The 20,398-nt window shown below is 63.8% G+C and carries 20 protein-coding genes and 1 pseudogene; 16 read left to right on the forward strand and 5 right to left on the reverse strand.

All coding sequences use genetic code 11. From position 1 onward, the window contains the following. Nucleotides 1–98: 98 nt before the first annotated feature. The 11 genes from ACYQ8E_RS08730 to ACYQ8E_RS08780 all read left to right on the forward strand — a co-directional run bounded on the left by ACYQ8E_RS08730 (nucleotide 99) and on the right by ACYQ8E_RS08780 (nucleotide 8,227). The gene (locus tag ACYQ8E_RS08730) at nucleotides 99–908 is read left to right on the forward strand and encodes an SCO family protein (protein WP_066728371.1); all 810 of its coding nucleotides are present in this window, start codon (nucleotides 99–101) and stop codon (nucleotides 906–908) included. After that, the gene (locus tag ACYQ8E_RS08735; RefSeq protein ID WP_066728374.1) at nucleotides 905–2,542 is read left to right on the forward strand and encodes a cytochrome c oxidase subunit I; all 1,638 of its coding nucleotides are present in this window, start codon (nucleotides 905–907) and stop codon (nucleotides 2,540–2,542) included. The genes ACYQ8E_RS08730 and ACYQ8E_RS08735 overlap by 4 nt, the downstream gene beginning before the upstream one ends. Further along, a complete protein-coding gene (locus tag ACYQ8E_RS08740; RefSeq protein ID WP_066728376.1) occupies nucleotides 2,539–3,138 on the forward strand; it encodes a cytochrome c oxidase subunit 3 in 600 nt (199 codons plus the stop codon). The genes ACYQ8E_RS08735 and ACYQ8E_RS08740 overlap by 4 nt, the downstream gene beginning before the upstream one ends. Nucleotides 3,139–3,146: 8 nt before the next feature. Beyond that, the gene (locus ACYQ8E_RS08745) at nucleotides 3,147–3,431 is read left to right on the forward strand and encodes a cytochrome C oxidase subunit IV family protein (RefSeq protein WP_066728378.1); all 285 of its coding nucleotides are present in this window, start codon (nucleotides 3,147–3,149) and stop codon (nucleotides 3,429–3,431) included. 10 nt (nucleotides 3,432–3,441) lie between these two features. After that, nucleotides 3,442–4,659 carry a cytochrome c oxidase subunit II gene (gene coxB, locus ACYQ8E_RS08750; protein WP_066728380.1) on the forward strand — a complete coding sequence of 406 codons (1,218 nt, stop codon included), beginning with the start codon at nucleotides 3,442–3,444 and terminating at the stop codon, nucleotides 4,657–4,659. After that, nucleotides 4,656–5,591, forward strand: a complete 936-nt coding sequence (locus ACYQ8E_RS08755; protein ID WP_066728382.1) for a UbiA family prenyltransferase — start codon at nucleotides 4,656–4,658, stop codon at nucleotides 5,589–5,591. Before coxB ends, ACYQ8E_RS08755 begins: the two co-directional genes overlap by 4 nt. 207 nt (nucleotides 5,592–5,798) lie before the next feature. Further along, nucleotides 5,799–6,371 carry a rubrerythrin gene (rbr, locus tag ACYQ8E_RS08760; protein ID WP_066728384.1) on the forward strand — a complete coding sequence of 191 codons (573 nt, stop codon included), beginning with the start codon at nucleotides 5,799–5,801 and terminating at the stop codon, nucleotides 6,369–6,371. Between the two features lie 43 nt (nucleotides 6,372–6,414). Beyond that, nucleotides 6,415–6,798, forward strand: coding sequence for a desulfoferrodoxin (locus tag ACYQ8E_RS08765; protein ID WP_066728385.1), 384 nt, complete (start codon nucleotides 6,415–6,417; stop codon nucleotides 6,796–6,798). A gap of 262 nt (nucleotides 6,799–7,060) precedes the next feature. Then, entirely contained in the window at nucleotides 7,061–7,249 is a 189-nt protein-coding gene (locus ACYQ8E_RS08770) for a hypothetical protein (RefSeq protein WP_066728386.1), read from the forward strand. A 101-nt stretch (nucleotides 7,250–7,350) separates the two neighbouring features. Then, entirely contained in the window at nucleotides 7,351–7,776 is a 426-nt protein-coding gene (locus ACYQ8E_RS08775) for a hypothetical protein (protein WP_066728387.1), read from the forward strand. A gap of 19 nt (nucleotides 7,777–7,795) precedes the next feature. After that, a complete protein-coding gene (locus ACYQ8E_RS08780; RefSeq protein ID WP_066728388.1) occupies nucleotides 7,796–8,227 on the forward strand; it encodes a gamma-glutamylcyclotransferase family protein in 432 nt (143 codons plus the stop codon). Nucleotides 8,228–8,251: 24 nt separating this feature from the next. Here the strand turns inward: ACYQ8E_RS08780 and ACYQ8E_RS08785 are convergent, their stop codons facing one another. The 3 genes from ACYQ8E_RS08785 to ACYQ8E_RS08795 form a co-directional block, all read right to left on the reverse strand. After that, nucleotides 8,252–8,974 carry a response regulator gene (locus ACYQ8E_RS08785; RefSeq protein ID WP_066728389.1) on the reverse strand — a complete coding sequence of 241 codons (723 nt, stop codon included), beginning with the start codon at nucleotides 8,972–8,974 and terminating at the stop codon, nucleotides 8,252–8,254. Between the two features lie 228 nt (nucleotides 8,975–9,202). Then, nucleotides 9,203–9,907, reverse strand: a complete 705-nt coding sequence (bamJ, locus tag ACYQ8E_RS08790; RefSeq protein ID WP_082820376.1) for a BamJ family beta-barrel-assembly machinery protein — start codon at nucleotides 9,905–9,907, stop codon at nucleotides 9,203–9,205. A gap of 93 nt (nucleotides 9,908–10,000) precedes the next feature. After that, nucleotides 10,001–11,137: an MFS transporter gene (locus ACYQ8E_RS08795; RefSeq protein ID WP_459860665.1), complete on the reverse strand. Its 1,137-nt coding sequence runs from the start codon at nucleotides 11,135–11,137 to the stop codon at nucleotides 10,001–10,003. 160 nt (nucleotides 11,138–11,297) lie between these two features. Here ACYQ8E_RS08795 and ACYQ8E_RS08800 point away from each other — a divergent pair, with 160 nt between their 5' ends. After that, on the forward strand, nucleotides 11,298–13,709 hold the full coding sequence (locus ACYQ8E_RS08800) for a DUF3536 domain-containing protein (protein WP_066728393.1): 2,412 nt from the start codon (nucleotides 11,298–11,300) through the stop codon (nucleotides 13,707–13,709). Nucleotide 13,710: 1 nt separating this feature from the next. Here the strand turns inward: ACYQ8E_RS08800 and ACYQ8E_RS08805 are convergent. Beyond that, a pseudogene (locus tag ACYQ8E_RS08805) lies at nucleotides 13,711–13,848 on the reverse strand (DUF1722 domain-containing protein); the annotation flags it as partial. A gap of 120 nt (nucleotides 13,849–13,968) precedes the next feature. On the opposite strand from ACYQ8E_RS08805, the gene corA reads away from it, so the two are divergent. The 4 genes from corA to ACYQ8E_RS08825 are packed head-to-tail and all read left to right on the forward strand — an operon-like array spanning nucleotide 13,969 to nucleotide 19,656. Beyond that, nucleotides 13,969–15,042, forward strand: coding sequence for a magnesium/cobalt transporter CorA (gene corA / locus ACYQ8E_RS08810; RefSeq protein WP_066728395.1), 1,074 nt, complete (start codon nucleotides 13,969–13,971; stop codon nucleotides 15,040–15,042). 55 nt (nucleotides 15,043–15,097) lie between these two features. Further along, nucleotides 15,098–17,323, forward strand: a complete 2,226-nt coding sequence (locus ACYQ8E_RS08815; protein WP_066728396.1) for an AAA family ATPase — start codon at nucleotides 15,098–15,100, stop codon at nucleotides 17,321–17,323. Nucleotides 17,324–17,335: 12 nt separating this feature from the next. Beyond that, a complete protein-coding gene (locus ACYQ8E_RS08820; RefSeq protein ID WP_066728398.1) occupies nucleotides 17,336–18,163 on the forward strand; it encodes a mechanosensitive ion channel family protein in 828 nt (275 codons plus the stop codon). A 14-nt stretch (nucleotides 18,164–18,177) separates the two neighbouring features. Further along, nucleotides 18,178–19,656 (forward strand): cryptochrome/DNA photolyase family protein, encoded by a 1,479-nt coding sequence (locus ACYQ8E_RS08825; protein ID WP_459860667.1) that lies wholly within the window; start codon nucleotides 18,178–18,180, stop codon nucleotides 19,654–19,656. Nucleotides 19,657–19,787: 131 nt separating this feature from the next. On the opposite strand, the gene ACYQ8E_RS08830 is transcribed toward ACYQ8E_RS08825, so the two are convergent. Further along, complete coding sequence (locus ACYQ8E_RS08830; RefSeq protein WP_459860669.1) at nucleotides 19,788–20,393, reverse strand: DedA family protein; 606 nt, start codon at nucleotides 20,391–20,393, stop codon at nucleotides 19,788–19,790. Nucleotides 20,394–20,398: the final 5 nt, after the last annotated feature.

Raw genomic sequence — 20,398 nt, forward strand, 5'->3', positions numbered from 1 at the left:
AACGGGTATCATGACTCATTATTTGCCGATGCGGGTAAGGGTCCTCCCGGCCTGCGCCGCTCTTCCTGCCAACAGCGATCGCAACCAATGGTTCCGGCATGACCCGACGCTTATCCCTCCTGCTTCTGTGCGGGCTGCTGGCATTCTCCGGCGGCGCCGGTGCTGTCCCCTTTTCGCTGCCGACCGACCAGGTGCCGCCGCGCGAAGTCGGCGTCAGCGAACACCTCGGCAGCAAAATCCCGCTCGATTTGACCTTCAGCGACGAAAACGGCGCCCCAGTCCGGCTCGGCGATCTGGTGACACTGCCGACGGTCATCGTGCCGATCTACTACCGCTGCCCCAACGTCTGCAACTTCCTGCAGGGGGCCCTGGCGCGAGCCCTCCCCCAGGTGCGGCGCACCCCCGGCAAGGACTTCCAGGTCATCTCGATCAGTTTCGACGAGACCGAGGGCCTGGCCGACGCCCGCCAGTCCCGGGCGATCTATTACCAGGCGATGCAGCAGAAGTTCCCAACCGGCGCCTGGCGGTTTCTTACCGGCGAGCTGCCGGCGATCCGCAAGCTCACCGACGCGGCCGGCTACCATTTTCGCCGCGAGGGGAATGATTTCCAGCATCCGGTGGCGATCTTCGTCGTCAGCAGCGACGGCACCATCAGCCGCTACCTCTACGGCACCAGCATTCTGCCGATGGACCTGACCCTGGCGCTGGTCGAAGCGGCGGAGGGACGGGTCAGCCCGGCGATCCGCAAGGTCGTCCAGTTCTGCTTCAGCTATGACCCGCAAAACAGCAAGTACGTCTTCAACATCTTCCGCGTCTCGGCCACGGTCATCCTGCTGACGGCAGGCATGCTCTTCGCCTTCCTGGCCTGGACCGGGCGCAAACCACGGGAGCCGGAATCGAAGCCATGAGCACACCATCTGTCACTGCCAGCGACCGCGGCTTTCTCGGCGACGGGAAATACCCCGGCATCTTCGGCTGGATTCTGTCCACCGATCACAAGCGCATCGGCCTGCTCTACCTCTACTCGACCATGACCATGTTCATCATTGGGGTGATTCTCGGCCTCCTGGTGCGCCTGGAGCTGATCGCGCCGGGGAAGACGATCGTCTCCGCCGACACCTACAATGCCCTCTTCACCCTGCACGGGGTGATCATGATCTTCCTCTTCATCATCCCCGGCATTCCCGCGGCCTTCGGCAACCTCTTCCTGCCGATCCATCTCGGTGCCCGGGACGTCTCCTTTCCGCGTCTCAACCTCTTCTCCTGGTGGCTCTACCTGACCGGCGCGATCCTCGCCGTCACTTCGCTCTTCACCGGCGGCGGCCCGCCCGACACCGGCTGGACCTTCTATGTCCCCTTTTCGGTGCAGACCACCACCAACGTCACCCTGGCGGTGGTGGCGGTCTTCATCCTCGGCTTCTCGTCGATCCTCACCGGCCTCAACTTCATCGTCACCACCCACCGCCTGCGCGCCCCGGGGATCGGCTGGGGACGGCTGACCCTCTTCGTCTGGACCCTCTACGCCACCGCCTGGGTGCAGGTGCTGGCGACACCGATCCTCGGCATCACCGTCGCCCTGATCTTCCTGGAGCGGGTACTCGACGTCGGCCTCTTCGACCCGGCCCGCGGCGGCGACCCGATCATGTACCAGCATCTCTTCTGGATCTATTCCCATCCGGCGGTCTACATCATGATCCTGCCGGGGATGGGGGTAATCTCCGAGATCATTCCGGTCTTTGCCCGCAAGCATATCTTCGGCTACTGGGCGATGGCCCTCTCGGGCCTGGCGATCGCCTTTGCCGGCTCCCTGGTCTGGGCCCACCACATGTTCGTCAGCGGCATGAGCGACACGGCAATCCTGGTCTTCTCCTTCCTCACCTTCATCGTCGCCATCCCCTCGGCGATCAAGGTCTTCAACTGGGTGGCGACCCTTTACAAGGGGTCGATCTCTCTGGAGCCGCCGCTTCTCTATGCCCTCTCCTTCATCTTCCTCTTCTCCATCGGCGGCCTCACCGGCCTGATCCTCGGCGCCGCAGCCACCGACATCCATGTCACCGACACCGATTTCGTCGTCGGCCATTTCCATTACGTGATGTTCGGCGGCACCGGCATGGCCTTTTTCGGTGCGCTCCACTACTGGCTTCCCAAGGTCTATGGCCGGATGTACGACAAGCGGGTGGCGACCTGGGCCTGGGGGATCATCTTCGTCGGCTTCAACCTCCTCTACTTCTCGATGATGGTCCTCGGCCTGCGCGGCATGCCGCGGCGCTACTATGACTATGTGCCGGAATTCACCAACCTCAACGTCCTGGCGACGGTCGGCTCCTGGATTCTCGCCTTCGGCCTGGTGGTGATGTTTATCAACCTGATCCGTGGCATGATCAGCGGCCCCGACGCCGGCATGAACCCCTGGGGGGGCAAGACCCTCGAATGGACCATCCCGTCCCCGCCCCCCACGGAAAACTTCGCAGAGATTCCGGTGGTCACCACCGGCCCCTACGACTACAGTGACGAAGTCCTGGCCCCGGAGGCACGGCGATGAGCAGCGAACACCGCGATGACGTCGGCGCCCGCCTCGGCATGTGGCTCTTCCTCTACACCGAGGTCCTCCTCTTCGGCGGCCTCTTTATCCTCTACGCCATCTACCTGCACCAGTTTGAAGAGCCCTTCGCCAACGCCGCCCACCACCTCAACCTGACACTGGGGACCATCAACACGGTGATCCTGCTGACCGGCAGCTACTTCGTTGCGATGGCGGTGAGTGCGGTACGGCGCAACCGGACCAGGCTGGCGGTCGGCCTGCTGCTCGGCGGGGTCGGAACCGGTGGCGTATTCCTTTTCAACAAGTACCTGGAGTGGTCCCACGAAATCCACAACGGCATCTACCCCGGCTCCCCCAAACTGCTCGACCTGGAGCGGGGCGAGGCGGTCTTCTACGGTCTCTACTACGTCACCCTCGGCCTGCACGGCCTGCATGTCCTGATCGGCTCGACCCTGCTGGGGATCCTCGCCTGGTGGGTGCACACCGGCAAGGTAAACAGCGAGCGCTTCGTCGCCCTCGAGAACGGCGGCCTCTACTGGCACCTGGTCGACCTGGTCTGGATCTTCATCTTCCCCCTCTACTACCTGCTCCTCTAGGAGGCGTGATGAGCGACAGCAACGGGCATATCGTCCCCTATTCGACCTTCACCCTGATCTGGCTCGCCCTGCTGGCGCTGACCGGGACCACGGTCTACGTTTCGCGGTTGCCCCTCGGCGCGTTGCATATCTGGGCGGCCCTTGGCATTGCGGTGCTCAAGTCGGCCCTGGTAGTGCTGATCTTCATGCACCTGAAGTACGAGAACTGGATCTTCAAGCTCTTCCTGCTGGTGGCGCTGCTCATCCTGGCGATCTTCATCGGCCTCACCTTTTTCGACACGCTCTATCGCTAAAGGACCTGCCGTGAACCCTTCCACCCTGACCACCACCGGCGCCGTCGATCCGGTCTTTTTCTATATCTTCGGCATCTCCGCGGTGATGCTGATCGGCATCACCATCGTCATGCTGGTCTTCATCGTCCGCTACCGGCGCAGTGTTCATCCTCACCCGGAAGCGACACCGACCCACAACTACTGGCTCGAGTCAGTCTGGACGATCCTGCCGACCCTCATCGTGATTTCGATGTTCTGGTACGGCTGGGAAGGGTACACCACCCTCAGCAACGTCCCGAAGGATGCCTTCAAGGTTGAGGTGATCGGCCGTAAATGGGCCTGGGAATTCCGCTACCCCAACGGGCGCAGCAGCGAAAAGCTGGTGGTCCCGGTCGGCCGGGCGATCGCCCTCGACATGACCTCGGAAGACGTCCTGCACAGCTTTTACCTGCCGGCCTTTCGCGTCAAGCGCGACACCGTTCCCGGCATGACCACCCACCTCTGGTTCCGCGCTCCGGTCGCCGGCAGCTACGATGCCTTTTGCGCCGAATACTGCGGCACCGGCCATTCGGCGATGATCACCACCGTCGAGGCGCTCCCCGAGCACCAGTTCGAGGAATGGTACGCCAGCGAGAGTCCTCGCGAGGAGAACGCCGAGGGGCGCCAGCTCCTCGCCAGCAACGGCTGCACCGGCTGTCACTCCCTCGATGGTAAGGTGATGGTCGGGCCGACCTTCAAGGATCTCTTCGGCCGCCAGGTCACGGTCGTGACCGACGGCAAGGAACGGACCCTGAGCGTTGACGAGGATTACCTGCGGCGCGCCATCCTGGAGCCGAATGCCGACCTGGTCAAGGGCTACCCGGCGGCGATGCCGAGCTACCAGGGGCGACTCAGCGACCATGATCTCGAAACCATCATCAACTATTTCAAAGGGAGTTCCGGCGCTGCGGCCGGCAGTGTCGAGACGGGCAGAAAGCTGGCCGCCAAGCTCGGCTGCGCCGGTTGCCACTCGACCGACGGCAGCCGCCGGGTCGGGCCGACCTTCAAGGGGATCTTCGGTCGGCCGGTCGAGGTCAAGACCGCCGGCGAGGAACGAACCGTCACCGCCGACGCGGCCTACCTGAAGCGATCGATCAAGGATCCCCAGGCGGACCTGGTCGATGACTACCCGCCGGTGATGCCGCCCTTCCCCAACCTCAGCGAGGAAGAGCTGCAGGCCCTGGTCGACTACCTGCGCAGCCTGCAATGAATGCTGACCCCGTCAACCCTCGGTACAAAGCCCTGCCGGCACCGCTCTGGCCGACCCGCCTGGGGCGACTGACCCGGTACCGCCTCTCTCTCGCGGTCGCGGCCTCCACTGGCGCCGGGGCCCTCCTGGCGCCGACGCCGCCGCAGCTGCCGCTCCTCCTGCTTGCCTTTGCCGGCACCGGCCTGCTGGCAGCGGCGGGTTCGGCCCTGAACCAGGTCCAGGAACGGGATCTCGACGCCCGGATGCTGCGGACCTGCCAGCGCCCCCTGCCCGCCGGCCAGATCACCCCCGGCGGCGCCCTCGCCCTGGCTGCGGCGATTGCCCTCTGTGGCCTGGCGCTGCTGGCCACCACCGGACCGCTGCCGTTACTGCTCGGACTGGCCGCCCTCTGCTGCTACAACGGCCTCTATACCCCGCTCAAGCGCCGCACGCCCCTGGCACTGCTGGCCGGCGCCGGCTGCGGTGCCCTGCCACCCCTGATCGGCTGGAGTGCCGCCGGCGGCGCCCTCACCGATTTCCGGATCCTGCTCCTGATCGCCCTCCTCTATCTCTGGCAGCTCCCCCATTTCTGGCGGCTGGCGGAGAAGCACGCCGCCGATTACCGCCGTGCCGGTCTCCCCTTGCTGCAGGACCGGCTCGATCCGCAACTGGCGCGTCTCGCCCGACAGAGCTGGTCTCTGGCCGCGGCCAGCGTCGCCCTGCTGCTCCCCCTGTTCGGCCTGCTGCAGGCGCCCTGGGCCAGGGTTGCCCTGATCTTTATCGCCCTTCTTCTCGCGCTCTCCGCCTGGCTGCGCCGGCCGGCGGGGAGCGCCGGACCGGCCTGGGCCGACCTCGCCATCCTGCTCCTCTTCCTGCTGCTGATCGGCGACCGGTTCGCGACGGCGCCGGCCCTGTTGCAGAACTCCTTGCTCTGTCTCGCGGGCGCCGGCTGAAGCGGCTCGCCACAGACGCATCCCATCTCCCGGCAGCCGAATCCATCCCCCTTTCCCTGCTGTCGCTCCCCCTGCAGCAATTCATCCGGCCCGGCGAGCGTCGGCATCCCGGCCGGAAATGACCGGCGCGACGGGGGGTTGCAATGGCGAAGAGCGATGGTAATCTTTGAAGACTTTTTTCTTAGGACCTATCCAGGAGGAGTTGTCATGTCGCTGCAAGGGACCGAAACCGAGAGGAACATCCTGACCGCCTTCGCCGGCGAGAGCCAGGCCCGTAATCGCTATACCTACTTCTCCGCCAAGGCCAGGAGCGACGGGTACGTGCAGATGGCCGACATTTTCGAAGAGACGGCGAACCAGGAGAGGGAGCACGCCAAGCGCCTCTTCAAGCTGCTTGAAGGGGGCGAAGTGGCGGTCACGGCCAGCTTTCCTGCCGGCGTCATCGGCACCACCGCGGAAAACCTGCAGGAGGCGGCCGCCGGAGAGAACTACGAGCATACCGAGATGTATCCCGAGTTCGCCGCCAAGGCGCGCCAGGAAGGCTTTCCCCAGATCGCCGACATCTTCATGGCGATTGCCGTCGCCGAAAAACAGCACGAGAAACGCTACCTCGACCTGCTCGCCAATATCGAGCAGAACCGGGTCTTCCAGCGCGAGGAGCCGATCACCTGGCGCTGCCGCAACTGCGGTTACCTCCATCATGGCCCGGCGGCCCCCGACAAATGCCCGGCCTGTGACCACGCCCGCGCCCACTTCGAACTGCTCGGTGAAAATTACTGATTGATACGCCCGTCCCAACCAACCCCAGCCAAGGAGGAAACCGATGTCCCTGAAACGCCTCGAACTCTACAAGTGCAACGTCTGTGGCAATATCGTCGAAGTCCTGCATGCCGGCGGCCCGCCGCTGGTCTGCTGCAACGAAAAGATGGCCCTGCAGACGGAGAACACCGTTGACGCCGCCAAGGAGAAACATGTGCCGGTCATCGAAATCGGCAAAGGCCAGGTGACGGTCAAGGTCGGCAGCGTCGCCCATCCGATGGAGGAGAAGCATTACATCCAGTGGGTGGAACTGATCGCCGACGGCAAGGCCTACCTGCAGTTCCTGCAACCGGGCGACAAGCCGGAAGCGGTCTTCCCGGTCAGCGCGACCAAGGTGACCGCCCGCGAATACTGCAACCTCCACGGCCACTGGAAGGCCGAAGCCTGATCCGCCAAAGCGTCCCGGGAGCCGCACTATCGCCTCCCGGGACGCGGCAGCAAACCTTCCCCGCCGCCGGATCACCAGATCTGGCGCAAAATGGCACATCTTGTTTCCTTGTGACCGTAATCACCTCTCCCATATCCAATTAAATACAATATTTTCAGCATGTTAATCTGGCCAAACGACACCCTTGGCGTTGGCACGGGTGATGCTTATGTTAAATTTTACCAATCGTTTCTTCTTGTCCCCTCGCGCCAAGGAGTCCAAGATGAAGTCCCCTTCCTCAATCAGCCTCCTGCTGCTACTGGCCGGGGCCGCTCCGGCCCAGGCTGCCCTGCCCCGTCTCGCCGACAACGCTCTCGATTACGTGCTGATGCCGTTCCTCGGCTATCTGCTCCTGGTTTTGGCCAGCTGGGTGGTTCACCTCCCGGGACGGCTGCGCCGGCAACGGGATTGAGTTCCGACGACGGCCAGCCAACCGACCAACCCGCCCCTTGACCCCCGGGGGACGAATGGGGTAAAGTCCCGGGGTCTCCAGCCTTCCGGGATCGCGTCGTCATGGCCGACAAGAAACAGCTTATTGCCGAACTCTACGCCGGCCTGCAGAGCCTTTCGAGCAGTGCTTTCCCCAAGCGCTGCCGGCGCTGCGGTCGGGAATTCCGGAGCGTCGAGGATTTCCTGCTGCAAACCGAGGGTCTGGAAAATTCGACCGGCCTCAAGGCGACCGCCGACGACCAGGAACAAACCCTGGTCGAACTCTTCCGCAACTGCCCCTGCGGTTCGACCCTCATGGAAATTTTCAGCGACCGCCGCGACATGTCCCCCGCGGGGATCGAACGCCGGGAGAATTTCGGCAGGCTGATGACCATGCTCATCGCCGATGGCATGGCAGCCGCAACAGCGCGCGGCGAACTGCTCAAGGTCCTGCACGGCGGCGACAGCCCGATTCTGCGCGCCCGGGGGATCGATATCCGCACCCACTGAATCTTCCCACGAATCCGCCATGCCCCCTCTCCTCCCCCTCTTCGTCTACGGCACCCTGCGGCAGGGCGGCAGGTATCACCAGCCTTATCTCGCCGGCCGTTTTCTCTCCTGGCAACCGGCCACCCTCTCCGGGCGGCTTTTTTACGAACCCCGGGAAGAGTATCCCTGCCTGCTGCCGGGATCCGGGATGGCACGGGGAGAAATCTACCAGCTTGAGCCGGCGACAGCCGCCAGCACCCTGGCGCGCATCGACCGCCTGGAGGAGTACCTCCCCGACAAGGAAACGGCGAGCCTCTACCTGCGACGGGAAGCCCTGGCATACCGGGAGGATGGTGAGGAAGTCAAGGTGTGGGTCTACTACTGGAATGGCGGCAGGACAGGTCGACCGGTGCCGGGGAATGACTATGCCGGCCTTTTGCAGCGGGGCTGGAGGAAAGGGGGAGAGGAATAGGGATTTGCGGCGTCCCCAAGCGGGCTATCCGTCGCCCCTTGGGGGGGACCCGGAGTCGAAAGCAAACCGCTCCAGCGCCAGGGTGGCTGCATCGTCCAGTGCGATAAAATGCAGGCCCATTCCGATCGGCAACCGCATCGCCTTCAACCATTCGGGGTGATTGACCCAGGCAACCCGGCAGCGGGCCTGAATCTGGGCAGAGCCATCGGGGAGGGTGAATTCTATCCTTATCTCGCTGTCAACCGGGAAGAGCTTGTGCGTTTCGACAAAAGCGCCGCCGGCATTCAGGTTGTGAATCGTCGCCGGCCGCAAGTGCCGGGGATCGCGTCCAACCCGGGCGGGCAGGGTGAGACCCAGGCGGGGAGCCCGGCGTTCGACAATGCCCAGTATCCGGCAAGCCGCGTGCAGCAATTCCTGCGGGTCGACCGGCTTGAAAAGAATCTCGTTACAGCCCGCCTGCCGGCAACGCAGCACATCCTCTTCCCGGTCCCGCCGCGCGACCAGAATGACCGGGGTCCGGCGCAGGATCGGGTCGTTCTTGACGCGGCGGCAGCACTGATCCCCTCCCTCGTTCATCATTTCCAGGTCGAGAATCGCCAGTGCCGGGTCGTGGTCCTCGATGATTTCGAAGGCCTGGCGGCCGTCACTGGCGATCAGCAGCGAAAAGCCCTCCCGACGAAAGAGGGAGTTCTCCATCGGGTGCAGAATTTCCGGAAGATTGGTAAGCAGGATACGTTTGGCGAGCACGGCGGGCCTCCAGGTCAGATTTTACAGAATTGAATCCACCTCTTCAACCCTGGTGTGCAATCAGCACGCCAAGCCTTGCCGGGTGACATTTCGGCCCGGAATTCCCGTCGGCCAGTAAACCCTGGTCCTTTAGCGCCACGACACTGACGCAGCCGGTCGCCGCTGCGACAAAAACGGCCGCCTTCCCGTGGTGCGGAAGGCGGCCGCTAATCTCCTGGCCCGAAGCGGTCAGTTGACCTTTTTCAGTTCCACATCGAAAATAAGGGTCGCGTTGGGGCCGATCATGGGGCCGGCGCCGCGGTCACCGTAGGCAAGGTTGGCCGGGATGAAGAGCCGATACTTTGCCCCTTCCGCCATCAGTTGCAGCGCTTCGGTCCAGCCGGCGATGACATCGCCAACGCCGAAGGTTGCCGGCTGACCGCGGTCGTAGGAGCTGTCGAAGACGGTCCCGTCAATCAGGGTTCCCTTGTAATCGACGGTTACGCTGTTCTCCTTGGTCGGTTTCTTGCCGGTCCCCTTTTCCAGCACCAGGTACTGCAGGCCGCTCGGCAGGGTCACGACCCCCTCCTTCTTGGCGTTGGCCGTGAGGAAGGCCTCACCTTCGGCAAGATTCTTGGCGCCCTGTTCCTTGCGCGTCGCCTCCTGTTTGGCGATCATCTCCTGCTTGAACTTGACCATCGTCTCCTGGACTTCCTGCTGGGACATCTGCGGGTTTTTGCCGTTGAGGACGTCGCGAAACGCCTGAGCCATGATGTCGATATCCACATCCACGCCCTGCCGTTTGAAATCCTGCGCGATACTCATGCCGATGCCGTAACTGGCACGATCCTTATCCGTCTTGAGTTCAAGTTTCTTGTCGGCCGCCTGGCTTGCAACCCCTGTCAGCAACAGAACGCCCAGAGCTCCTGCCGCTAAAGTCAATCCGCGCTTCATTCATATTTCCTTTCGTCACAGGTTGGCAAAGACGAAGCTCCAGTTGGAAGCTTCCGGATGAAGTCTTATGAATACCCCCCGCGGCGCGCCCTGTCAATAGCCGCGAGCCGAACCGCGCCATGCGGCCAGGATGGTGGCAAGGCCGATAGCGGCGACGATGCCGAGCAGGGCAAGGAGCGCCCCCCAGCCGAAGGCCCGGTAGGCCACCCCCGGCAGCCAGGAACCGAGGGCCCCGCCGCCGTAATAGAAGGCAACGTAAAGGCCATTCACCATCGGCCGGTGCTCGCTGCTCAAGCCGTTGACATATCCGGTGGCGGTGGCGTGGACCAGGAACATCGCCCCGCAAAAGAGAAACATGACAGCGAACAGCACTTCCACCCGGCCACTGGCCAACCCGGCGAGGGCGAGGCCGAAAGTGGCAAAACCCGCCGCCATGGCCGGCAGCGGACCGCCGAACCAGCGCGCGGCGCGGACCGCCCCCAGTGAAGTGACAATACCGAGCAGGTAGCCGCTGTAGATCAGGCCGATCCGCAGTTCGTTGGCCAGGGGGCTCAGTTCGGTCAAGCGGAAGGGGATAAAGTTCATCACCGCAGCAAAGACGAAGAAGAGACATGCGACCGCCAGGTAGATACGGAGTAGCTGGCGGTTGCGCAGCACCACTGGCAACAGGTCGGCCCGCGGTCGGGTCAGGCGCTCCTCGGGCATGGCCGGCAACCGGGCGAGGAGAAACCAGGCGAAGAGGAGGCTGGCGGCAAGGGCAAAAAAACTGTAGCGCCAGCCGAACCAGGTCGCAATGGCGCCGGAGCAGGCCCGGCCGAGGAAACCGCCGAGGATGGTGCTGGCAATGTAGACCGACATCGCCCGCGGGAGGAGGGGGCGGGGAGTCGTCGACGCCACGGAGGTCATCAGGGCGGTAAGGAGCGCCGGCACCAGCAGTCCCTCACCGAGGCGCAGCAGGAAGAGGAGCGAAAAGCTGCCGGCAAGGGCGAAGAGCAGCTGGGAAAGAGCGAGCAGCAACAGTGCGCTCCGCAGCAACTTCCGCAGCGGAATCGCTTCGAGGAGATAGCCATAAACGAGGGGCGCCAGGCTCAGCGGCACAAAGACGATGGTCGTCAGGGTCGCCACCAGATCGCGACTGACACCGAACTCGCGGGCGAGAACCGGCAGCAGTGGCTGCGGCGCATAGAGCGCCGACAGGGTGAGGATGGTGGTAAAAAGGAGGATCGGCATGCCGGGTCCGGGTAAGGGCAGACAAGATCCGGGAAGTATAGCATCGGCGTTTCCGGAGACGACCAACTTTCTCCCGCTGCCGCACCCCCCTTGCCAGCAGGGCCCAGCTTGGATAAAGTGGGCGGGGAGATTCTTCTCCCCCTCCCGAAGCGGACCTACCATGAATCGATATCTTTGCATCCACGGCCATTTTTACCAGCCCCCCCGGGAAAATCCCTGGCTCGAAGCGATCGAGCAGCAGGACTCGGCCTACCCTTTTCACGACTGGAACGAGCGCATCGCCTCCGAATGCTACCGGCCCAACGGCGCCGCCCGGATTCTCGACGAGCAGCGGCACATTGCCCGCATTGTCAACAATTACAGCCGCACCAGCTTCAACTTCGGCCCGACCCTCCTCTCCTGGCTGGAGCAGCACGACAGCGGCGGCTACCGCAGCATCCTGGCGGCCGACACCGAGAGCCGCCAGCGCTTTTCCGGACACGGCGCCGCCCTGGCCCAGGCCTACAACCACCTCATCCTCCCTTTGGCCAACGAACGGGACAAGCGGACCCAGGTCGTGTGGGGGATTGCCGACTTCAGGCACCGCTTCGGCCGTGCCCCGGAAGGGATGTGGCTCCCGGAAACCGCCGTCGACATCGCCTCCCTCGAAGCGCTGGCCGAGCAGGGGGTGACCTTTACCATCCTCGCGCCGCACCAGGCCGCGCGCATGCGCCCCCTCGGCAGCGAGCGCTGGCAACCGCTGCCGGCCGCCGGCATCGACACCCGCCGCCCCTACCTCTGCCGGCTGCCTTCGGGACGCAGCATCGCCCTCTTCTTCTATTCCGGGCCGATTGCCAACGAGATCGCCTTTCGCAACCTGCTCGATGATGGCGAACGGCTGGCATCGCGACTGGTTTCCGCCTTCGGGCCTGAGGATGGTCCCCAGCTGATGCACGTCGCCACCGATGGCGAGACCTACGGCCACCACCACCAGTTCGGCGAAATGGCTCTCGCCTATGCCCTCGACCGGATCGAGGTACGGGGCCAGGCGACCCTCACCGTCTACGGTGAATTCCTGGAAAAATTTCCGCCTAACCACGAGGTCGAAATCATCGAGCAGACCTCCTGGAGTTGCGCCCACGGCGTCGAGCGCTGGCGCAGCGACTGCGGCTGCCGGATCGGCGGCGAGGCGGGCTGGACCCAGGGCTGGCGGGCGCCGCTGCGGGACGCCCTCGACTGGTTGCGGGACACTCTCATCCCCCTCTATGTCACCGGCATGACAAAGCTCGGCTGCGACCCCTGGGCAACCCGCGACCGCTACATCGAGGTCATCCTCGACCGCGACGAGGCGGCGGTGGCCGCCTTCCTGCGGCGCCAGGCCGGCCGGGAACTCTCTGCGACCGAGGCGACCCGGGCCTTGCGCCTGCTCGAGATGCAACGGCATGCCCTCCTCATGTACACCAGCTGCGGCTGGTTCTTCGACGAAGTCTCCGGCATCGAAACCGTGCAGCTCCTCGCCTATGCCGGCCGCGCCATTCAACTGGCGAACGAAACCTGCGCTGCCGACCTTGAGGAGGAATTCCTGCAGCGGCTGGCAGCAGCAAAAAGCAACCTGCGCCGCCGCGGTGATGCAGCCCGGATCTATCGCGAAGAGATTGCCACGGCGCGCATCGACCTCCCCCGGGTCGCCGCCCACCATGCCATCGCATCCGGCTTTGCCGCCCCCTGCCCGATCGACAACCCAAACTGTCACGATATCCACTGTTATGCTACCGAACATCTGGAACGCCAGGAGTTCGTCAACGGCCGGCTGCGGCTCGCCGTCGGCCGCAGCCGGGTGCGCTCGACCATCACCTGGAACAGTGACGACTTCTGCTTCGCCGTCCTCGACCTCGGGGGACACAACCTGACCGCCGGCGTCCGCCCCGGCCGTGACCGCCAGGCCAGGGAGCGGATGGCGGCGGACCTGGTCAGCGCCTTCGAACGCAGTGATGTCCCCGGGGTGATCCGCCAGCTCGATCACCACTTCGGCGCCGGGACCTACAACCTCTGGCATCTCTTTCGCGACGAGCAGCGCCGCATCGTGCAGCAGATCATGACCCAGACCCTGCAGGAGGTCGAAGCGACCTTCCGGGAAATCTACCAGGACCATGCCCCGCTGTTGCGCTTTCTGCACGACATCCACATGCCGGTCCCGCGCCAGCTTGCCGCGCCGGTGGAACTGGTGCTGACCTCCCGACTCCATGCCCTGCTGGCCGACCACCAGCTCCATCCGAGCGAACTGCGCACCCTCACCGCGGAGGTGGCGCGCCTCGACATCAACCTCGACGAACCGCTCCTCGGCCTCGCCGCCGGCCGTCAGCTCGAACGCCAGCTGGAGCGGATCGCGCGCAGCCCGCAGAATCTGGCCCTGCTGTTGACCATAATCGAAACCCTGGAGGTCCTCGGCGAGCTGCCGCTGCGCCCCGACCTCTGGCAGGCCCAGAACCTCTACTGGGCAATCCGCCACGAGGTCGTTCCGGAGCAGCAGACGGAAGAGTGGCGGACGGCCTTCCGCCATCTCGGCTACGCCCTGGAGATGGGAGTCGATTAGATCAGACGTGGTTGCGCAACTGCAGTTCAACGGGGTGGGGGTTGAGATAATACTGCTCGGCCAGATAGGGCTGCCGGTACTTGCGCACGAAATGGTTGAGGAGGGTCACCGGGACGATCAACGGCAGCTGCTGATTCCGACCCGGATTTTTCCATTATCGCGACCTCTTTCAGCTCGGGCAGGATTTATTTCCGCCCAATTCTGCTATAGTTTAGCAGACTTCCCCGGCAGGGGAATTTTTCTGCGAAAGGTCCGGCCGATGGCGAAAAAGCTCCTCAAGAAACGCTCGAAAAAGAAGATCGGCGCCCCGCCCGGCACCCTGGTGCATGTCGGCGAGGCGCGCCAGGAACAGATCACCATCAACCGCATCGACTACGATGCCGACCGGTTCAGCGAGGAGCTCCTTCCCTTTGGCGAAGTACAGCGTAGCTGCCAGCTCAAGGCGAGCCCGACCGTCTCCTGGATCAACGTCAACGGCGTCCACGAAATCGGCCACATCGAGACCCTGGGAAACTGCTTCAACCTCCACCCGCTGGTCCTTGAGGATATCCTCAACACCGATCACCGGCCGAAACTGGAGGACTACGACGACTATCTCTTCCTGGTTCTGAAGATGCTCTTTTACGACCATGAGAGCGGCATCCGCACCGAGCAGGTCAGCTTTGTGCTCGGCCCCAATTACGTCCTTTCTTTCCAGGAACAGGTCGGCGACGTCTTTGACGGGGTGCGGGAGCGCCTGCGCGGGGGGAAGGGACGCATTCGCAGGCAGGGAGCCGACTACCTCGCCTATGCCCTGATGGATGCCGTGGTCGACAGCTATTTTTCGATCCTCGAGACGATCGGCGACGAACTCGAGGAGATGGAGCAGGAACTGGTGGTCGACCCGTCCCCACAGACTCTCAACCGCATCCATCATTTCAAGCGCGAGATGATCCTGCTGCGCAAGTCGGTCTGGCCCCTGCGCGAGCTGATCGCGGCACTGCAGCGGGGCGAGTCGGAGCTGATCAGCGAAACCACTGCTATCTACCTGCGCGACATCTACGACCACACCATCCAGGTGGTCGACACGGTGGAGACCTTCCGTGACATCATCGCCGGCATGCTCGACCTCTATCTCTCCAGCATCAGCAACCGCATGAACGAGGTGATGAAGGTATTGACGATCATCGCCACTATCTTCATCCCCCTGACCTTCCTCGCCGGCATCTACGGTATGAACTTCGAGTACATGCCGGAGCTGAAATGGCGCTGGGGCTACTTTGGGCTGTGGGGAGTCATGCTGCTGGTGGCCGCCGGGCTGCTCGCCTTTTTCCGGCGCAAGAAATGGCTTTGACCGGCAGTTCCTTTTTCAGCGCCGGCACCCCGGCACCCCGCGAGCGGATTGATCAATGGACGAAATGAGCGACCAGCCGAGCCAGCCCCCTGCCACCGACACCCCGGCGGCGGACTATCTCTCCCCCTTCTTCCACGCTCTGGAGGAAGCCGCCCGGCAAGCGCTGGGGAAAACCGGGGAGCGGGTCAACGCCCTGCACCAGGCGATCGAGGAAGAATCGGCCCAGGTCATCGGGCAATTGCACGGCGTGCTCGCCACCCTGGAGCGAGCCTTTTCCCTTGAAGGGGAAACCACGCAGACCGATCCCCAGCATATTTCCCGCCTGGCCGAGGTTGTCGACAGCCAGAGCAACCTGGTCTTCCGCAAAATCCGCCCGGCCATGGACCGGCGGCTGAAGACCGTGGCCCCGCGCCGGGGGCCCGCCCTCGCCGCCCTCGAACTGGCGTCCCGGGGCTACGCCGAGTGCGCCCGCTTCCTTCCCGAGGAACCTCAGCCGCCCAGCCCGACCCTGGAAAAACGCCTGGGGCGGATTCCCGGGGCCAGGCTCTTCCTCGACCTGCTCGAGGTTTCGCCGCGCCAGCTCTATATCGAAAGCCTGCCGAACCGGGAAAGTCTCACCGAGCACCCCCTGGTGCGCAACTACGCCGCTGCCCACGAAAAGGCCGTGACCCAACTGGCCGATATCTGGCGCGGACTGCGTTTCCACTTCGACCTCGCCAGTGAAGAGATTTTCGCGCTGACGGAAGCAGAGGCCCCCCGGGAGGAACCGGTGGATACTGCCGCGGTCCTCGCTGACTGTCATACCCTGCTGGTCGAAACCTGTAACGATGCCGAAACCAAGCTGATCGCCGGTCGCAACCGGCTGCTGGAAGCGCTGCTCGCCCTTCCCGGCGCTCTCGAAGAGAGCAACCGGAACTTTATCGACAGGATCCGGGAGGAGTTCCTGGAAACCCGCCGCTGGGGCAACCTGAGACGGCACTACCAGCGCCAGGCCCGCACCCTTGCCGCCGACTGGCAGGGGAAGGCCATGAGCCTTATCGACCAGGGGAAGGAAGAGGTCAGCCGCTCCGCCGCCGGCCTCAGCCAGAACACCAACCTGCTGCGCAACGTCCAGACCCTGCTCGGCAAGGGAGGACGCGTCCAGGAAACCTTCCTCGCTCTCACCGACCTCCCCGGCAAGGAGACCCTGCTGGAGAAATCCGCGAGTCTGCCGCGCCTCTACCAGCGGCTCTTCACCCTCGGTCCGCTGCGCAATCGCGAGTTCCTGGTCGCCCGGGAAGAAGAACTTGAAGACTTCGAAGAGGTCTTCGTCCGCTGGCAGGAGAAGAAAGCCTGCAGTGTCGCGGTGATCGGCCCCGAAGGGAGCGGCAAGACCTCGCTCCTCAACAGCTTCGCCAGCGAATTCGGCGCCCGCGGCGAGCTCCTGGAACTGAACCTCGATTTGCGCCTGCAACAGGACGAGGACCTGCTGCGGATCTTTGCCCGCTGGCTCGATGACGAGGAACCCCTCGCCTCGATCCAGGAGCTGCCGGAGCGAATTTTACAGGAACCGCGCCGCGTGGTGATCGTCGAAGGGGGGCATAACCTCGGCCTGCGCACCGTCGGCGGCTACCGCATGGCGCGGGCCTTTATGCAGCTGGTCATGGCGACCCGCCGGCACTGGCTCTGGATCATCTCCTTTCGCAAATATCCCTGGGTACTGCTCGATCATCAACTCGGGCTCGGACAATTTTTCACCCACCAGATTCGCACCCTCTTCCACGACCAGGAGAATCTGCAGGAGGCTCTGCTGCTGCGCCAGCGAACATCCGGGATCGAATTGACTTTTGTGCCACCCGAGAATCAGGGGTCGGACCAGCGCCCCGCAGCGACCCAGGACCAGTTGCGGCAACGTTTCTTCCGCGACCTGTTCGAGATGACCTCGGGAAATATCGACGCGGCGATTTACCACTGGCTTCTCCATGTCAGCTGGGATGCAGCCAGCAGCAGCGTTCAGGCCAGCCCCCTGAAGCGATTCGAATTCAACTTCCTGCGCGCGCTGGGGAGGGAAAACCTCTTCGCCCTGGCCGAAGTCCTCAACCACGGCGCCCTCGCGGCCGACGAGTATGCGCAGATTTTCCGGCGTTCCGTGGCAGATGCCGCCAACCTGCTCGATTCCCTGGTGCATTTCAATATCCTGCGAATCGAGAAAAGCACGGAAGGCCAGCCGACTTATCAGCTCAATCCGGTCTTTTTCGGTCCGGTGAGCGCCACCCTGGAATCGATGAACATCCTCCACTAACAGGGGTGCAAGATGCAGGACGAAACCCTCAAATCGCTGATCGACAACTTCTCCTTCACCCGGATCCTCGCCGTCCTGATCTTTTTTGCCGCGACCTGGCTAATGGTGCGCATCCTCCGCTTCGCCGCCGAGCTCCTCGCCGGAAAGTTTTCCCGCTATCGCCTCTGGATCTCCAGTGCCTTCCCGGTCCTGCGCCTGCTGATCTGGATCAGCGCCCTCGCCATCATCATCCTGGTGATCATCAACCCACCGGTCAACACCCTGCTCACCATCATCGCCTCGGCCGGTCTCGCCATCGGCCTTGGCGCCCAGGATCTGATCCGCAACGTCATCGCCGGAATTCTGATCCTGATGGACCGTCCCTTCCGGGTCGGCGACATGGTCAAGGTCGGTGAACACTACGGCGAAGTCACCAACATCGGCCTGCGTGCCATTACCCTGCACACCTTCGACGACAGTGCGGTGACGATCCCCAACGCCCTTGTCCTCGGCCAGGCGGTGGCCAATTCCAACAGCGGCGCCCTCGATGAAATGGTGGTCGTCGAATTTCGCCTGCCGGCCACCCTGGACGTGGTTCTGCTGCGGGAACTGGCCCGGGAAGCGGCCGCCTGTTCCCCCTATGTCTATTTGAAAAAACCGATCATTATCACCATCGAGGACGAATTCCAGCGCACCTTCCTGACCCACCTGAAGATCAAGGCTTATGTTCTCGACATCCGCCTGGAACGGCAGCTGGCGAGTGACATCAGCGAACGGTTCAAGCAGGAGTTGATCCGGCACGGGCTGATGACCGAGGCGATGGTCCTTGGCCCCCTGCAGGGGTCGCTTGCCGCGTCCTGAAGGGATCCCCCGCGATGTCCGGAGCTGAAAATTCCCGCCAGGTTCCGCCCAATCGCATCCGGCTGGCGAACAGTGCCCCCCTGAATCCCGTCGGCGACTATGTCCTCTACTGGATGAGCGCCTTTCGCCGCAGCGGCTGGAACTTTGCCCTGCAGCGCGCGGCGCAGATGGCGGAACAACTCGGCAAGGGGTTGCTGGTACTGGAGGCGCTGCGCTGCGACTACCCCTATGCCAGCGACCGTCTGCACCGCTTCGTCCTCGACGGCATGGCGGACAATGCCGCCGCCTTTGCCAACGGCCCCGCCCGTTATTACCCCTATGTGGAACCAAAGCAGGGGGGCGGCAAGGGGCTGCTCGCCGCCCTGGCGCAGCGGGCCTGCCTGGTCGTCGCCGACGACGCCCCCATCCTCTTTCTGCCACGGATGCTGGCAGCGGCCGCGGCCCGGCTGCCGGTGGCGCTGGAGGCGGTCGACAGCAACGGGCTGCTCCCCCTGCGCGCCGCCGACCACGACTATCCGAGCGCCTACGCCTTTCGCCGTTTTCTGCAACGGGAGCTGCCGGCGCACCTCCTCAGCCTGCCGCTGGCCGATCCGCTGCAGGGGCTGAATCTCCCGCCGGTCCGCCTCGCCGCGCCCCTTGCCGAACGCTGGCCGCAAGCGGATGCGGCACTGACCGCCCCCGGCGCCAGTCTCACCTATCTCCCCATTGACCACAGCGTCGACGCCACCAGTATCCGCGGCGGAACCTGCGCCGGCAAAGATCAGCTCGACACCTTCCTGCGCCTGCGCCTTCACCGCTACCTGGAACGGAGCGAACCGGCCGAGACCCTTAGCAGCGGGCTCTCTCCCTATCTTCACTTCGGCCATATTGCCAGCCAGCAGATTTTCGCGGCTATCGCCGCCCGGGAAGAGTGGTCGGTGGGAGATCTCGGCCCGGAACGCCGGGGACAGCGCCAGGGGTGGTGGGGAATGAGTCCCCCCGCGGAGGCGTTTCTCGACCAGCTGGTCACCTGGCGCGAACTCGGCTACAACTTCGCGAGCATCCGCAGCGACGGCATCGACTATACCAGCCTGCCGGAGTGGGCCCGCCAGACCCTCGACCACCATGCCGGCGACCCGCGCCCCGTCCGTTACAACCGGGAAGAACTTGGTGCCGCCCTGACTCATGATCCGCTCTGGAATGCCGCCCAGCGCCAGCTGGTGCAGGAAGGGACCATCCACAACTATCTGCGCATGCTCTGGGGGAAGAAGATTCTCGAGTGGTCGGCCTCTCCGCAGCAGGCGATGGCAATCATGTTCCAACTCAACGACCGTTATGCCCTCGATGGCCGCGACCCCAATTCGGCGAGCGGCATTGGCTGGTGCCTCGGCCGCTATGATCGCCCCTGGGGCCCTGAGCGGCCGATCTTCGGCAAGATCCGCTACATGTCATCTGCCAATACCGCACGCAAGTTCCGGCTTGGGACCTACCTGAAGGACTATGGGACCGACTGAATGTTCGGCAGCTGCCGACAGCGGCGAATCACCGGACCAGTACCATCTGGCTATTTTTTGACGCAAGCGGGGCGACCGATTGGTCGCCCCGCTTGCACCCATCAGGAGCCTCCGCGGCTATACCGGCAAACTCATCCCTGCTTCCTGGCAGACCAGGCACGATAGGCACCCCAGATCAGCAACGCAGCCATCGACAACATCGCGAGGAGCAGATGATGGTGCTGCAGCCCCTCCGCCAACCATCGCCACTTCTCTCCAAGCCAGTAGCCGGCAAGCACGAACAGCAACGTCCAGAAAAAGGCGCCGGCAAAGGCGAAAAGGGCGAACTCGGGCCAACGCATGAACGAGGTACCAGCCACGATCGCCGTCAGGTGGCGAACTCCCGGGAGAAAGAACCCGAAGGTCAATAGCCAGCGACCGCGCCGGTCAAACCAGGCGCGTACCCGGTCGAGGCGCTCCGGGTCCAGGTGCAGCAGGAAGCCCCAGCGCCCGACCAGGAGCCGGGCCGGACCCCGCCCCAGCAGATAACTGACGCTGATCCCCGTCGACGCCCCGGCAAAGGCCGCCAGAAGAGTCGGCAGCAGTTGCAACTCCTGGCGTTCGACCAGGTAACCGGCAAACAGCAGCAACCATTCATCGGGGACCGGCAGACCGACAATGCCGAGCAACAGCAGACCGAAGATCGCTCCGTAGCCGTAGTGGTGAATCCAGGGGATGACAAGATCAACGGACGGCATCGCTC

This window comes from Desulfuromonas carbonis, from assembly GCF_054658035.1.